14 protein-coding genes are annotated in these 14,108 nt (G+C 45.3%); 13 read left to right on the top strand and 1 reads right to left on the bottom strand.

The genetic code is table 11. The annotated features are described in order from the left end of the window. Positions 1–15: 15 nt before the first annotated feature. From NSQ29_RS01265 to NSQ29_RS01325, 13 genes are all read left to right on the top strand, one after another. Positions 16–288 carry a hypothetical protein gene (locus NSQ29_RS01265; RefSeq protein WP_341124153.1) on the top strand — a complete coding sequence of 91 codons (273 nt, stop codon included), beginning with the start codon at positions 16–18 and terminating at the stop codon, positions 286–288. Beyond that, the gene (locus tag NSQ29_RS01270) at positions 285–4,748 is read left to right on the top strand and encodes a phage tail tape measure protein (RefSeq protein ID WP_341124154.1); all 4,464 of its coding nucleotides are present in this window, start codon (positions 285–287) and stop codon (positions 4,746–4,748) included. Before NSQ29_RS01265 ends, NSQ29_RS01270 begins: the two co-directional genes overlap by 4 nt. Beyond that, positions 4,745–5,338, top strand: a complete 594-nt coding sequence (locus NSQ29_RS01275) for a phage tail domain-containing protein (protein ID WP_341124155.1) — start codon at positions 4,745–4,747, stop codon at positions 5,336–5,338. Before NSQ29_RS01270 ends, NSQ29_RS01275 begins: the two co-directional genes overlap by 4 nt. Before the next feature lie 12 nt (positions 5,339–5,350). After that, positions 5,351–5,746 carry a phage tail fiber protein gene (locus NSQ29_RS01280; RefSeq protein ID WP_341124156.1) on the top strand — a complete coding sequence of 132 codons (396 nt, stop codon included), beginning with the start codon at positions 5,351–5,353 and terminating at the stop codon, positions 5,744–5,746. A 14-nt stretch (positions 5,747–5,760) separates the two neighbouring features. After that, positions 5,761–8,508 (top strand): hypothetical protein, encoded by a 2,748-nt coding sequence (locus tag NSQ29_RS01285; RefSeq protein WP_341124158.1) that lies wholly within the window; start codon positions 5,761–5,763, stop codon positions 8,506–8,508. A gap of 12 nt (positions 8,509–8,520) precedes the next feature. Continuing rightward, positions 8,521–9,096, top strand: a complete 576-nt coding sequence (locus NSQ29_RS01290; RefSeq protein WP_341124159.1) for a hypothetical protein — start codon at positions 8,521–8,523, stop codon at positions 9,094–9,096. A 68-nt stretch (positions 9,097–9,164) separates the two neighbouring features. Further along, positions 9,165–9,308 (top strand): hypothetical protein, encoded by a 144-nt coding sequence (locus tag NSQ29_RS01295; RefSeq protein WP_341124160.1) that lies wholly within the window; start codon positions 9,165–9,167, stop codon positions 9,306–9,308. Between the two features lie 246 nt (positions 9,309–9,554). Next, the gene (locus tag NSQ29_RS01300; protein ID WP_341124161.1) at positions 9,555–10,064 is read left to right on the top strand and encodes a hypothetical protein; all 510 of its coding nucleotides are present in this window, start codon (positions 9,555–9,557) and stop codon (positions 10,062–10,064) included. A 163-nt stretch (positions 10,065–10,227) separates the two neighbouring features. Next, a complete protein-coding gene (locus NSQ29_RS01305) occupies positions 10,228–10,629 on the top strand; it encodes a hypothetical protein (protein WP_341124162.1) in 402 nt (133 codons plus the stop codon). Continuing rightward, positions 10,630–11,469, top strand: coding sequence for a M15 family metallopeptidase (locus NSQ29_RS01310; protein WP_341124163.1), 840 nt, complete (start codon positions 10,630–10,632; stop codon positions 11,467–11,469). It abuts the gene before it with no gap. 3 nt (positions 11,470–11,472) lie between these two features. Beyond that, on the top strand, positions 11,473–11,751 hold the full coding sequence (locus tag NSQ29_RS01315) for a holin (RefSeq protein ID WP_341124164.1): 279 nt from the start codon (positions 11,473–11,475) through the stop codon (positions 11,749–11,751). A gap of 84 nt (positions 11,752–11,835) precedes the next feature. Next, positions 11,836–12,354 (top strand): phage distal tail protein, encoded by a 519-nt coding sequence (locus tag NSQ29_RS01320; protein ID WP_341124165.1) that lies wholly within the window; start codon positions 11,836–11,838, stop codon positions 12,352–12,354. A gap of 12 nt (positions 12,355–12,366) precedes the next feature. After that, positions 12,367–13,545 (top strand): hypothetical protein, encoded by a 1,179-nt coding sequence (locus NSQ29_RS01325; RefSeq protein ID WP_341124166.1) that lies wholly within the window; start codon positions 12,367–12,369, stop codon positions 13,543–13,545. Here the strand turns inward: NSQ29_RS01325 and NSQ29_RS01330 are convergent. Further along, positions 13,539–14,057 carry a stalk domain-containing protein gene (locus tag NSQ29_RS01330; RefSeq protein WP_341124167.1) on the bottom strand — a complete coding sequence of 173 codons (519 nt, stop codon included), beginning with the start codon at positions 14,055–14,057 and terminating at the stop codon, positions 13,539–13,541. The genes NSQ29_RS01325 and NSQ29_RS01330 overlap by 7 nt on opposite strands. Between the last annotated feature and the right edge of the window lie 51 nt (positions 14,058–14,108).

Consider the following 14,108-nt stretch of genomic DNA (forward strand, 5'->3'; position numbering starts at 1 on the left):
CGTATTTTTGCGCGAATGGGTGCAATGTACTCCTGGGCAACACCTGAATATATGTTGGATCACATGTCCCTTCCCCAGATCATGATGTACTACGATTACGGAATGGAGCATGAAGAGAATAAATCGAACATCTTGGTCGGCCGCATTGGGGTCGGCCTTTTTGGTGCGAAAGAACAGCCTAAAAAGGAGCGGAGAGTTCGCGGTGATGGCAATCAAACGCCAGATCGAGCGGCATTCCGTGAGAAATATGGTAGCCGCATCAAGCGGCCGGAAGGAGGGGAATCATGAGTTTACTAGGCAATCTAGTCATAAATATCTTGGGGAACAACACTGGCTTGGATGATGCGATGAAACAAGCACAGAAGTCGGTTGATAAGTTCGGCAAGGGCATGGCTGATGTAGGTAAATCTTTGACGTCACTCGTGACAGTTCCCCTCGTTGCGGTTGGCGGTGCTTCACTCAAAGTGTCTTCTGATTTTCAATCAGCTTTTGCTGGTGTGAGGAAGACGGTTGATGCTACTGAGGCTCAGTTCACTCAATTGCGTGATGGAATCAGGAACATGGCGAAAGAGATGCCGCAGTCTGCATCTGACATAGCTAGAGTAGCCGAAGCAGCTGGACAGTTGGGTATCAAAACTAGCTCGATCCTAGGCTTTACTAAGACGATGGTTGACTTAGGCGTTGCCACTAATATGACGAGCGATGAGGCCGCTAGTGCCTTGGCACGACTGGCGAACATCACTAAGATGCCACAGGACCAATTCGACCGACTGGGCAGCTCAATCGTTGCGCTAGGTAATAACTTTGCAACTACGGAATCTGAGATCACGGATATGGCTTTACGGCTGGCTGGTGCGGGATCGCAAGTTGGTATGTCTGAGGCTGATATCTTAGGTCTAGCGGCTGCTCTATCATCTGTCGGTATAGAGGCGGAAATGGGCGGTTCGGCAATTTCGAGGGTTATGGTCCGTATGCAGGTTGCAGCCTCTGGCATGGATAAGATGGACGCATTGACACAAGCAACAGGCATGTCACTCCGGGATCTGCAATTACTAGCAGACAATAACGGCAAGGAGTTCAAAGCCTTAGCGGATGCTTTAGGCATGACGCAGACTCAAATGGGTAACATCGTTGATGGCGGAGTGGATTTACAGAACTTTGGCAAAATTGCAGGGATGACTTCTGAACAATTCAGCAAAGCGTTCAAAGATGATGCCGTAGGCGCTCTTGGTGCATTTATTAACGGTCTTGGTGATGCAGATTCAGCAGGAACCTCCGCTATTAATATGCTGGAAGAAATGGGTATTTCCGAAATCCGGCTGCGTGATAGTTTACTACGTGCAGGTAATGCTAGTGAATTATTCGCAGGGGCTGTTGATGTCTCGAACAAAGCTTGGGATGATAATTCAGCACTGACAAATGAAGCCACTGAACGATATAAGACTTTTGCAAGTCAAATGACGATACTTAAAAACAAGCTGAACGATATTGCTATAACGATTGGTGATGCCATTATGCCTGTCGTTTTAGATGCAGTTAACTCTATGCAACCATTGATTGATAAAATCACAAACGTTGCAGAAAAATTTGGTTCACTCAGTCCGTCATCTCAAAAGATGATTATAACGATAGCGGGAATTGCTGCTGCAATCGGTCCTTTGCTTGTTATCTTAGGACATGTTGTTAGTTCGGTATCCGCACTAATGCCAGTGTTCGCAGCGCTAACAGGTCCTGTCGGGCTCATCGTCGCAGGGGTCGCGGGTTTGGTAGCCGGGCTCACATATCTTTACAACACAAATGAAACTGTGCGAAATGCTATAAATTCTGCATGGGAGTCTATAAAAAGTGTAGCTCTTTCTGTATGGGGAGTTATTAGTGAATTCATCATGGGTCAAGTTGATAAGATAAAAAAATTCTGGGAAGAGAACGGTACGCAGATTTTACAGGCAGTGACAAACGCATTTAATGGAATAAAGAAAGTTATTGAATTTATCATGCCAGCTATCAAGTTCATCATCGACATGGTATGGACAGCCATTAAGAACATTATCAGCGGCGCTTTAGACATGATCATGGGTCTTATTAAAATCTTTACAGGGCTCTTTACAGGAGACTGGAGCAAGATGTGGGAAGGCATTAAGCAGCTGCTCGGTGGTGCGATTGATTTCGTTATGGGCTTGATGACGTTAAACTTCCTCGGTGGTCTGAAAACACTGTTTACTAACCTGTTAAAGTCCGGTGTCGGTTTAATGAAAAGCATGGGCGAAGGTATAGTAAATGCGTTCAAGGGATTACAGTCATCTGCGACTGGTCTTATATCTAAAATGGTCAGCGGCGTTATTAATTTCTTCAAGAATATGTTCACTGAAGGTATTGGGATTTTTACCAGACTCCGGACGCTGGGTGCATCTATTTGGGAGTCATTATCCCAATCGGTCGTTGGAGTCGCAAAGGGTATATGGAATAGCATAACCACCAACTTTCAAGGAATGCTCAGTAGCGTTAAAAATATCTTCGGCACGATTCAAGGATCCATTGAGAGTATATGGGGAAAGGTCATGTCTTTCTTCAAAGGTATAGACCTCTCGAAAATCGGTAAACAGATCATGCAGGGACTCGTAAATGGTATTGGAAGTATGGCGAGTGCTGCGGTTGATAAAACCAAAGAAGTAGCCTCTAAGATCAGTGATTCGATCAAGAATTTCTTTGGTATTCATTCGCCTTCCCGTCTGACGACCGGCTACGGAGAAAACATATCCGAGGGACTAGCCGTAGGTATAAATAACTCTAAAGGCAAGGCAAAAGCTGCAATTGAACAGTTGACTGGTGAAGCTGGAGCAGCTGCTGCCAAAGGTGCGGAGAAAGCTTCTGAAAAAGCACAGAAAGCTGCTGCGGCTGCTGCAACGAAAGCTCAGAAAGCAGCAGCTTCGGCCGCGACCAAAGCAGCAACGGAAGCAAACAAAGCATTCAACGCCGCCTTAGATACAGCCCAGTATAAATTCAAGATGGGTGAGATTGATGAAGCGGCTTATATTGCGTCACTGGAAAAGGTTAAGGCTGCGTACGCCAAGACTAGCTCCCAAATTCAGACGATCAATCTGGAAATCAAAAAAGCGAATGAACAGATTTCCAAAGATGCTGCTGCTGAGGCTAAAAAGCAGTTTGAAGCCTCCAAGACATACATCGAGGCTAAGAAACAGGCTAATGAGATATCTCTTCAGCAGGAGCTTGCAGCATGGGAGAAGCTTCAAACGCGCTATAAGGTTGGTACCACTGAGCGTATCGCCATTGATAAGCAGGTCAATAAGATTCGGACTGATCTTGCCAAAGAAGCAGCGGCTGAAGCAAAGAAGTTGTATGACGAGCAGGTCAAATCAATTGAAACGCTCAATACTGCTGCTGTATCTGCACTAAAAGCTCGTTACGCGAAAGAGGAGAAGGTTGCTACAGACGCTTTGCAAAAGCGTGTTGACCAGCACAAGGCGGCATCAGATGCTATTATCGCAGGATATGACGCTGAGTACCAAGCAATGATCAAGACGCTTGACGCTCAGACTCAGGCACAGTTACTGGGCTTGCAAGATCAGATTGACAGCATCGAGGGCTTGACCAAAGCCGAGGACAAAGCAGCTGAAGAAGCCGCATACCAGAAAAAGCTAGCTGATAAACAAAAGGAATTGGCTGACGCCGACACTGCTGAATCAAGGGCGAAGATACAAGAAGAACTCAATGACATGCTTGCTGAGCGGGAGCGGAAACATCTGCTTGAGCAACGACAAGCGCAAATCGATGATCTCAAGAGCGAAATGAGCCGAATTAAGACTCAAGCCGAACAGAAGGCTGAAATCTTAAAGCAAGAATACGAAACCAAGAAGAGCAACGAAGAGAAGAAGAATCAGGCAACTATTGACGGGCTTAACAAGGAAATGGATGCTACTAAGACCCATTTCACAACGCTGAACTCTGAGGAAGCTCTGCAAGCTGAAGTAAGGCGTCTTATGCTAGATAGTAATAACAAAGAGCTAATAGACCTACTTACTGAGTACAACCCCAGATGGCAGGACGCAGGGCAATCATTTGGGGAAGCATTGCTTAGTGGCCTCAACAGCACCAAGAGCAGCATCAAGGCAGCAGTGGATGATATCCTCGCTATGGTGGGTAAAACAGCCAAAGCGGCAACCACATCGCCGGATATGTCCAATGAGATTGGCTATCTTAACAGCCTGCTTGCTAATGGCACCGCCGCACAAAAGAAATGGGCTGAAGCTCAAGCTAAGGAGTACGGTCTGCAGATCGTCAATGGCGTTATCAAAGGCATGCAGTCCGGAAAAAATGCTATCTCGAACGCTTCAGCAGCAACAGCTCAAGCGGCGACAGATGGCATAAAGGACACGTTAAAGATCAAATCTCCAAGTCGTGTCATGATTGCGATAGGGGAGTTTATTGGAAAGGGCTTGGCTCTAGGGATGGAACGCCAAATGTCTGCTGTGGAAGATGCTGCGCAGGACATGGCAGATGCCGCCGCTATGGATCTAAGCTCGCCAAGTCTTGGAGCTATAGACAGTCGGATCCAGCCGTTAGCGAATGATGCTAGAGCTTCCAGCGGAACGCAAGGCGGTTTGCTTGGTGACAGGGATATGGTCTTGCACAATAACATTTATCTGGACGGCAAGCAGATAGAGACAAATGTATCCCGCCGTCAAATGAGTTCGCTCACTCGGGCAACAAGGGGGCTTGGATTAACATGACAAGTAGTATCACTCTCGGAGGTATTCGGGACGTAGATTTAGGGTTTAGAGTGCTTGAAGAGACCAAAGATCCTTTGCTTCCTAGCACCCGAGATATGAATGTAGAAATAGCTGGTAAACACGGGCAATATGACTTTGGCGCGGACCTAACGGAACGCGTCTTTTCTTTTTCCTGTGCTTTTGTTGCGGATGGCACTAATTACGATACGCCAAGTGCAGCAGGTTTGCAGCAACGGGTAAGAGCCCTTGCAAGGCATCTGACTGATGCTAATGGTCGTCCCCGAACTTTGGAACTGAGACGTGCTTTTGAACCGGATAAGTTCTACCTGGTACGATATGCCGGATCGGCTTCTCTGGAAAGGTTGATCTATAACAGCATAGGGATGTTTGAGCTGGAGTTGGTTGCCTTCGATCCGTTTGCTTATTCGGTTCAAGAGCATCTTACAGAGCGGACAATTACTGCATCACCGACAACTCTGCTTACGCAATCAGACGGCAATATTCGATCAGAGGCAGTGATTGTTCTGACTAATAATGGACTAAGCACTTTGTCAAAATTCAGAATTACAAATGAATATCAACTTGAATAGGAGGCGAAAGATTTGAACGTATCTAATTATTTAGCAATTGCACTATTGAATCAGGTGTTTAGAAACACAGTCTATACTCGTCCAACAACTGTGTACGCTGCTTTATATATGAGTAACCCCACGGCTGCGGATACAGGCCAAGAGGTGACTGGTGGGGCTTACGCACGGCAGGCTGTAACTTTTGGTGCTCCTGCGGTTGTGGGCGGTATTCAGACAATTAAGAATAGTGTTGAAATTCCGTATCCGGTGGCAACCGCTGTTTGGGGGCAAGTGACGCACATAGGAATTCGGGACGCGGCAACAGGCGGCAATCTATTGTATTACGGGCCATTAGGTGATCCCCGCAGCATCTTAGTGAATGACATTTTCAAATTTTTAGTTGGTCAAATTTCTATTGATTTGAATTAAGGAGGGCGGACATATTGCCACAACAAACAATGTACCCAGCTATATCAAATAGTCCGCAGACTGAACTGTCAGCGGCGATTACATCGGCCGTTACATCAATAGCAGTTGTAGATGTAACAAAACTACCAGCAGCCCCAAACGTGCTTACGATCGGTAGTGATGAGAGTTCAGAAACAATACTTTACACAGGAAAGTCGGGGAATACGTTAACTGGATGTACGCGGGGGTTTGATGGTACAACCTCAAAGGCTTGGGCTATAGGTTCGAAAGTTGCCCGTTACTACACCGCCTACGATCACGAAGCATTTCGCAAAAACCTAACGGACCTATCCGGAGTAACCAACGATTCTACAACTGATATCGTCCTATCCGCTGGTCAACAAATCCTAAACGCAACAAAGAACGCTAGACTACAAGGATTAAAGGTACAGGGTAGGACGTTAATAGATTTACTTGGTGGGGCTGGGAGTGGAGAGAGTTTAACGGGGTGGACACAATCAGGGGCTATCGTCACAGTATCCAATACACAAAAGCGGTCAGGTGCGTCATCGTTTAAATCTGTATCAACGTCGAGCCAGAACAGCGCTATTTTTAAGGACTTCATCACACCCCTAGATACAAGCAAGACCTATATCCTATCTGCATGGTTTTTTATAGAGTCTAGTACTATTGTGGGTTCTGAATTATCGATTATGTCCCTTCGTGATGTTGGAACGGTTAATAATAGGTACTCAGCAACTGTTCCTAATGTGGTCGGGACTTGGCAGCATGTTTATATGAAAATACCAGCAAACAACACATTTGTAGGATCTGGTTTTAGATTGTTATTGGGTAGATTGGTTGCGGGAGAAGTAGTTATCTACATGGATGATATTCGCCTATACGCGGTATCTGCAGCAGATTACGCCGCCATAGGAACCACAATCACAGGCGAAGCTATTGATCGCCTCTTACCGTATGTCCCTCCTGGTATTAATGGAGTAGATGGGTTATGGGTAAGACGGTATGGGAAGAATCTGCTGCCCGATCGGTCACAGTTTGTAATGAGAAACAACGTAACCGCAATAAACTGGACTGGACCCGGAACGTTTGAGCTAACGTCAACAGCTGCCAATGCTTTCGCTACTGCGCTTGTGGATGTGTTACCAAACACAGTGTACACGCTTAGTGTAGACGCAGATCCCAATATCAATATCGCAGTTTATAATGCAACGGGGAGTTCAGCCTTGGGTCCGTACGCTGCCACTGCCAGAACCTTCAACAGTGGTAGTAATACGCAAGTACAGATGTATTTTAGAAATACAGCGGCTGGTACTACTCGTTATAATAATGTTCAGTTTGAAATCGGCAGCGCTGCCACACAGTACCAACCACGCGAAGATTCGCTTATCGCCTTTAGCGGAGTAGAGTTACACGCTAACCCAATGGATGGCAGCGAACCGGATATACTGCGTGAGGTTAATGGGCGATATGAGGTAACGAGGTTATGGCGTGAGATGGTGCTAGACGGTTTTTTGTCATGGGGTTACCACGCAAGCACAACAGGAGCTAAGGGGGTTTATGCTAACCTTTTAGCTCCTGCGGCTATTGCTGCGGGTGCTTCTCCAAATACAGCAGCAATAGCAATTAAATATAATGGAAATTCATTACCGCGGGATGGTAACGTGAATATAGCAGATACTTACGCCATAAACTCAGTAAGCTCAAGGGTTTATGTAGTAGTTTCCTCTGCTGACTCCGGTTGGGGAGACTCCTATACACCATCACAATCAGAGATACAAGCGTATTTTAATGGTTGGAGAATGCGAGTTTGGAATAGCACAGATCCCTATAATGGAATAGGGGAAAAAGCGTGGGCAAGCGTGGCGAGTGGAGCCACCGCTAACTGGACTTCAACATTGCCGACAACTCCCGCAGTTGACTTTAAGCCATATCAACTCCTATATCGTCTTGCAACTCCTGTAACTGAAACAGTGCAGGAAGATGGCGCTCTTTCTCTACTTGAAGGAGATAACTTTATAGAGGTAGGTAGTGGGTATGTATCGAGGGAGCGGATAACACCATACCTTTGGAATAGCTACTATGAGTCAAATATTAGTATCGTAGGCATGGAGTCAGCAAAGCTCAAGTACAAAGTTTTTAGTATTATGTCGGTTTACGAGTCATCACGCCTATTCCAGAAGTGGCGGAGAATAACATTCGGACTAGTAGATACGTTATACGGCGAGAGATTTAACATTGCGCAAGCGGATTATGATTCATCACAGCCTTACAGCGTCTCTTACATTAAATTGGATAAATCTCCTGTACCAGTAGTTACGGGCTTCTACGCTGCCACTGAGAAGGCACAGTTGCATGATTTAACAGATGCAGTGACTGAGATAGGTTCAGCGGTCAGCGCGTTAGCCGCGAAGAAAGCAGAGAAGGACGCGCCAGGATGGATTGCTCCAACGTTACTTAACGGATTTACTGCGCTGTTCAGTTCGCGAGTCCCATCCTATCGTAAAGTTAACGGAGTTGTTGAGTTTACAGGAGCGCTAAAATTCACCACGTCAACGGTTAACACCAACCTTGTCGTATTCCGATTACCGGAAGGGTACAGACCAAAGGATCAGTTAGACTTTGGTGTTTTATCAGGAAGTGGCGCAAATCGTGTATTTGGCGGGCTGGAGATTATGCCAACGGGCGAGGTGTACGTATTAAGCGGTATGGGTGGCGATGCCATTTTTCTGGATGGACTGCCAACGTTCAGAGTCGAATAAAGGAGGGATATCATGAGCAAAGCAGTACCTACAATCGGGTTGGATGGCCTGTATATAGAGGACGTAATACAGGACGATTCCTTTACTGGGGTCGTCCCTTTTTATGCCCAACCGGAGCCGGAAGAAGCACCGGAGCTGCCAGAAGATGAAGAGATCATAGAAGTGGAACCAGAAGAACCTGAACCAGAACAGCCGCGAGAGATCATCGGTTATCTTGTAGGCATTCCGTTGCCAACAGGATTGTATCATCCTCGTTTTGATTTGGTCGCATGGAATGCTTATCAGGACGCTGTACTAGAGGCACAGAGCGACTATGCCGATGAGCTGCATGATTGGCGGGAGCAATGGGTAGAGGGTGAGGAACAAGGTCCTGAGCCAGTGTACACACCTCCAGCGCAGCCTGATAACCTTTGGGTCGAAGGATTAACACCAGAAGAGATTGCCGAACTGACCAAGCCCGGGGAGCAGACGGAAGTTGAAAAGCTGAAGCTTGAAAATGAAGCGTTAAAAAAGCTAATCGAAGATAAAGATAGAGAGAACAAAAATGCACTTTTTGAAATTTACTCTATGCTATTAGGCGGTGAATGACGGTGAACGTCATCAGTCGCCTTTTATTATGGCTACTATTGAAGTCTGAGAAAGGAGGTGGAATACAAATGATTATCGTTATGGCATCGCTCATTATCTATGGAGATATTACAATTGCTCAGGTTCCTGCTGGTTCTAAAGCTGCTGTAAAGGCGCGACTTGAGACTCTTGGATACGATGAGTCTGGCGCACCGTTGAAAATAGAAGAATAAATAATTCTGGTAGTATTTTTTTTACTAGTGTTACTCTGGATATAAATTCCTTCATTTTTATGTATATCTAGATGTCGAATTACAGAATTAGACGATTTTCAATTTTGATTTACATTAAGGGACAAAATTCGTGGTGTTTTTTTAAAAAAATGTGGAAACTTATGAACTATATGTATAATTTTAAGATGGTGATATTATTTAAATGTAATCGGCCGATTAACTATCTAATCGAAGGATGGAAGCATAGTGAAAATAAAAAAATATCTATCCGTACTTCTTGTTGCAGCCGTAATTTTGATTCCATCGGCTTCCGCATTTGCTGAAGAAACTGAAACTGCTGCTACTGAAATTAGTTCGCGAGCTGTAGGTTTAGGGGATAGCCAAGCTACTGCAATAAGCTTAGTTCTTAATGGTGCAGGTGGGGTAGTAGGCACAGTAATTTATGATCTCTTTATACAGAGTGCTACCGATCAAGATTGGTTTAAGTGGACTAATACTACGAGCACTTATAAGAGTTTTAGTTTAACTGTTGGAGGATATAAAGATAATGGCCCTACAAGAGCAGGTGTATTAATTAGTCCAAATAACGGGCTGGAAAGTGGAATTCTATATACAGGTAAAGCCAATACTTCGGAGACACAGAGTTTTTATAACCTTATAGTAAAACCAGGTACAACTGTTTATGTGGTTGTAGATGCACCGAACTTTACGACAATTCCTTCATATCATCTTAATTTTGGTGCTTACGAAATATAATTATATAAAAGCGCCCCATATTAGGAGGCGCTTTTCTTTTTCTATGGATTGCTTCAGTAAATTTGTATAAAATCTTTTTTTACCCATAGAGTCGTTTTTATTTTGCCCTCGGATCCCCGGGGGCTATTTATTTTGATCGATAGATAGAGAGGGGAGTTGTTATATGACCATCGGGGGAGTCAATCAAGGAGGAGGGGCTGATGATGTGATGCCGCTGCATCGGTTGGAGGATGTCGAGAACAGGCTTACAGGCATGCAGGATGAGCTTATGCGCTTTGGTGCAGAACATCTTAACTTTTCCACGGAGTTGCGTTTGCTGAAAGAAAAACAGTCCCGGCACGAAGAAGATGTAAAGCAGATAAAGGAATCTACTATCGAAATGAAAATCCAGTTTAACGAGATTATGCGGCGGTGGGATACTTTGGATGCACGCATGTTCCAATTGTTACAGCAGTCGCAAACAGATAGTAAATCTGAGCGAAAAGTATTTATTGATCTACTTAAATATGTATTGGCTGGTACGGTGTTTGCAATCATCGCATTTTTATTCAAGGGGGGACTGTAATTGGGACACAAAGAAACCAGTCTTCAACGGATCGGAGAATTAAGCCCCATTGTCGCCGCAAAAGCTCAGGAATGGTATGACCTATGTTGGACGGAAGGCCTTCGAGTATATGTCGTATGCGGGTACCGTTCCAAGGATCAACAAGCTGTGGAATACGGGAAAGGGCGCTCACAGGCTATACTGAATGCCTTGGGATACTCGCATATCAAAGCGCAGCCAAATGCTGTGAAGGTCACTAACGCGAAGCCAGGAACCAGTATGCATCAATACAGATTAGCTCTCGATTACTGTTTGCTGGACGAAAAGGGTAAGGACATCTGGACGGTTAATCCCGATTGGAAGAGAGCAGCAGCCATTGCAAAGAAATTGGGTTTCTTTTGGGGTGCGGAGTTTCAGTCCATTTATGATCCACCGCATTTAGAGATGACCTTTGGTTTAACTGTAAAGGATCTACTGGCGGGGAAGACACCGCCTACTAAACTTGAGGAGGCGGATGAGTTGTCAGCAGAAGAAAAGAAAGAACTGACTGCATTACGGTCGGAGGTAAAGGCTTTGTCAGGTATAGTAGCTGGGCTCTCCAATAGCAAAGATGTGCTTAAAGAACAGTCTCTCAAACAGGCTGTGGAGATTAAGGAAATGAGCGCTATATTGCTGGAATTAACGAACACCAAACCTCCAGTATGGTCGCAGGAGGCTTTACAGGCATTTGCATGCACACCGTCTGTACTTAACGGAAAACCAGTGATTGATACACCAGAATCAGCGTCATATTCGGAAGCACGATTAATAACAATTCTTTACCGGCTCGGGCTGGCAGCACAACAAAAGGGGGATAAGTAAAGAATGGACAATCAAAACCTAACTAATGTATTGGCGTTCGCCTCGGTGATCGCCGTTTTTGTGTTGGCAGGCGTACAGTTCGTGAAGAATACAGTTAACGTTCCTAAAAACATATTGCCGCTGATTGGTTTGGTTATCGGCTTACTGGTGGGGGCTGCTGCCTATCCGTTTACGGAGCTAGAACTTGTGCTTCGGTTGTGGGCTGGAGGTCTGGCTGGGTTGTCAGCTACGGGGTTGTTTGAGTTGGCTTTCAGTAAACGGGACGGCACCACCAAGGAATAAAAAATGGAATAATTCCTGTTCATTTAGCGCTCGCCCCTGTATACGCAGGGGCTTATTTTACTTTCAGGGAAAGGAGACGTGTCTATGTTTAATCGAGGATCATTTAACCGCATTGCCTTTAACCGTGAGTTTTCAGTATTCGTGTTCGGAAGTGCCGTCCTTCGTGGTGATGGCAATCTGAAAGCTGGGGCAAACATTATTGCAACCGGATCAGCGGCTCTGCATGGTGAGGGAGGATTGAAAGCGACATTTGTACGGGAGATCAGTTTTGCCGCCACAATGACCGGAGAGGGTGGCATGAAGGCTACGTTTATACGTGAACGACTACACCAAGCGATTATGCATGGTATCGGAACTCTTACTGCAAACGGGAGCCGGTACCACATGGATGAAATAGTGTTCACCGGATCATTTGCTCCTGGCGATCGAATAGTTATTGATTCCAAAAACCTTACTTTTACCAAAAACGGCCAGAACGCTTTGCACATGATGGATGGAGATTTCTTCGACCTTAACCTTGGCAATAACAACATTGTCTACACAGACCCGGCAACTGGCCGTGAGATATTAATCCGGATTACACACCGGGATAAATTTATATAGGAGGGACTATAGATGCCTAAAGCACCAGTAACAATTTACGATGCCCAGATGAGACGTGTGGCTTGGCTAGAGAATGCATTTAACATCGAATATAGCATGCCACTTAACTCGTTATGGACGGCTGCATTCAGCTTACCGGGAGACGATCCCAAGAACGCCGAGTGTAAGCCGTTTTATTTCGTAGAGCTATATGACAATAATGAGCGGGTTGAGTTATTCCGCATCGTTCCAAATACCATGAATCGGAATCAGAGTGGACCAGTCATCAAATACGAGTGTGAACATGTGCTTGCTACGCTAGCAGATCCCACACACCCAGCTATCCTAAAGTTCTATGTACCTGAGGAGACTGCACGGATCAATAAGGTCATGTTGTCGTTTCAGGTGGAGGCCTTCCGGGCTTATAGCAAGGCAATAGAGGGCGGCGGAGCCGTAACGACGTCCACGGCAGCGGGCGGTGCTCTGGCAACAACTACAGCATCAGGTGGAGGATTGGCGACAACAACTGAGAGTGGAGGATCGAGCGTTCAATCAACGTCTTCAATCCCTGAACAGGCTCCCACGACTACGACAAAATCGACATCTGTAGAGTCGGCAACCACATCTAACTCATGGCAGCAGTTTGCAATAACTGTGCCTGATGCTGTAAATGCTGTTGGAGATCATAACCACGGTATTCCATCAGGGACCATCCTTATGACTCAAGGAGGAGGGACCGTATCTTTTTCTCCTTCGGGTGGACATTCTCATATATTAACTTCTGACCATCGTCACAATGTGACTATACCTGGACACAATCACTCGGTAACAATCCCAGGACATGACCATACAGTGGATTTGCCAAACCATTCGCACGGGATCGACTTACCGAATCACTCCCACAGTATCAACTTGCCAAATCATCAGCATGTAATTAATATTCCAAATCATATACATGGTATTGAATACGGGATTTATTCAGGTCCGACGCCAACTGCTTTAGAAATTGAAGTGGACGGGAATCCTGTACCGTTTACCGAAACGAGTGGGGAGGATATCGATATTGTTCCTTATCTCAGTAAAGACGGTAGCGGAAGAGTGCAGCGGGGACAATTCCATGAAATAAAAATAGCCCCAAATAGTTTGGGACGTATCGTAGCAAATGTAGTGACTCAGTTATTCGTTCAAAGCCGTGGGGGAGGAAATTATTGACTAATACCTAATACTTTCAAAGTATCAGCCCCAAAATAAAGAGAGCCGTTTCTTACCATAAGTGAAGCGGTTTTCTCTGTATTTGTGATGACGCGTTCATCATTGGTGGATTGATCATACATTGAAAGTGGAAACTCCACCGTCAAATCCCCGTAAGTAACAATTGTTGTTTTATCAATCGTAACTGATACGCCATACTCTTGATTTATATCACGTGCAGGCGTCCACGTTTGAGTGCTCACTATATTCCCTCCTTTCGACTTAAGATCAATGGATTTTTTTGTGTTGTCATACTCCAGTCCATAGCCTGTCATTTCAGCTACTTCGCGGACTGGTAGATATGTAGTGCCTTTATATACAAGTGGATCATTTTTAATTGTTTGCTTCTGGCCATCGACAGAAAACGTAAATTTTGCAAGGGCAGCCTGAACAGTCTGAGTGGTCGCAGCTGCGGCCATTCCGGCCGAACCGATTAACATACCGGCCACTAATCCGATGATTGCTTTCTTCAAGATACTCAGCTCCTTTAATTTCATATTACCATATTATACGGTATAATCTGC

The organism is Paenibacillus sp. FSL F4-0236 (assembly GCF_038000135.1).
Classification (GTDB): domain Bacteria; phylum Bacillota; class Bacilli; order Paenibacillales; family Paenibacillaceae; genus Paenibacillus_AQ.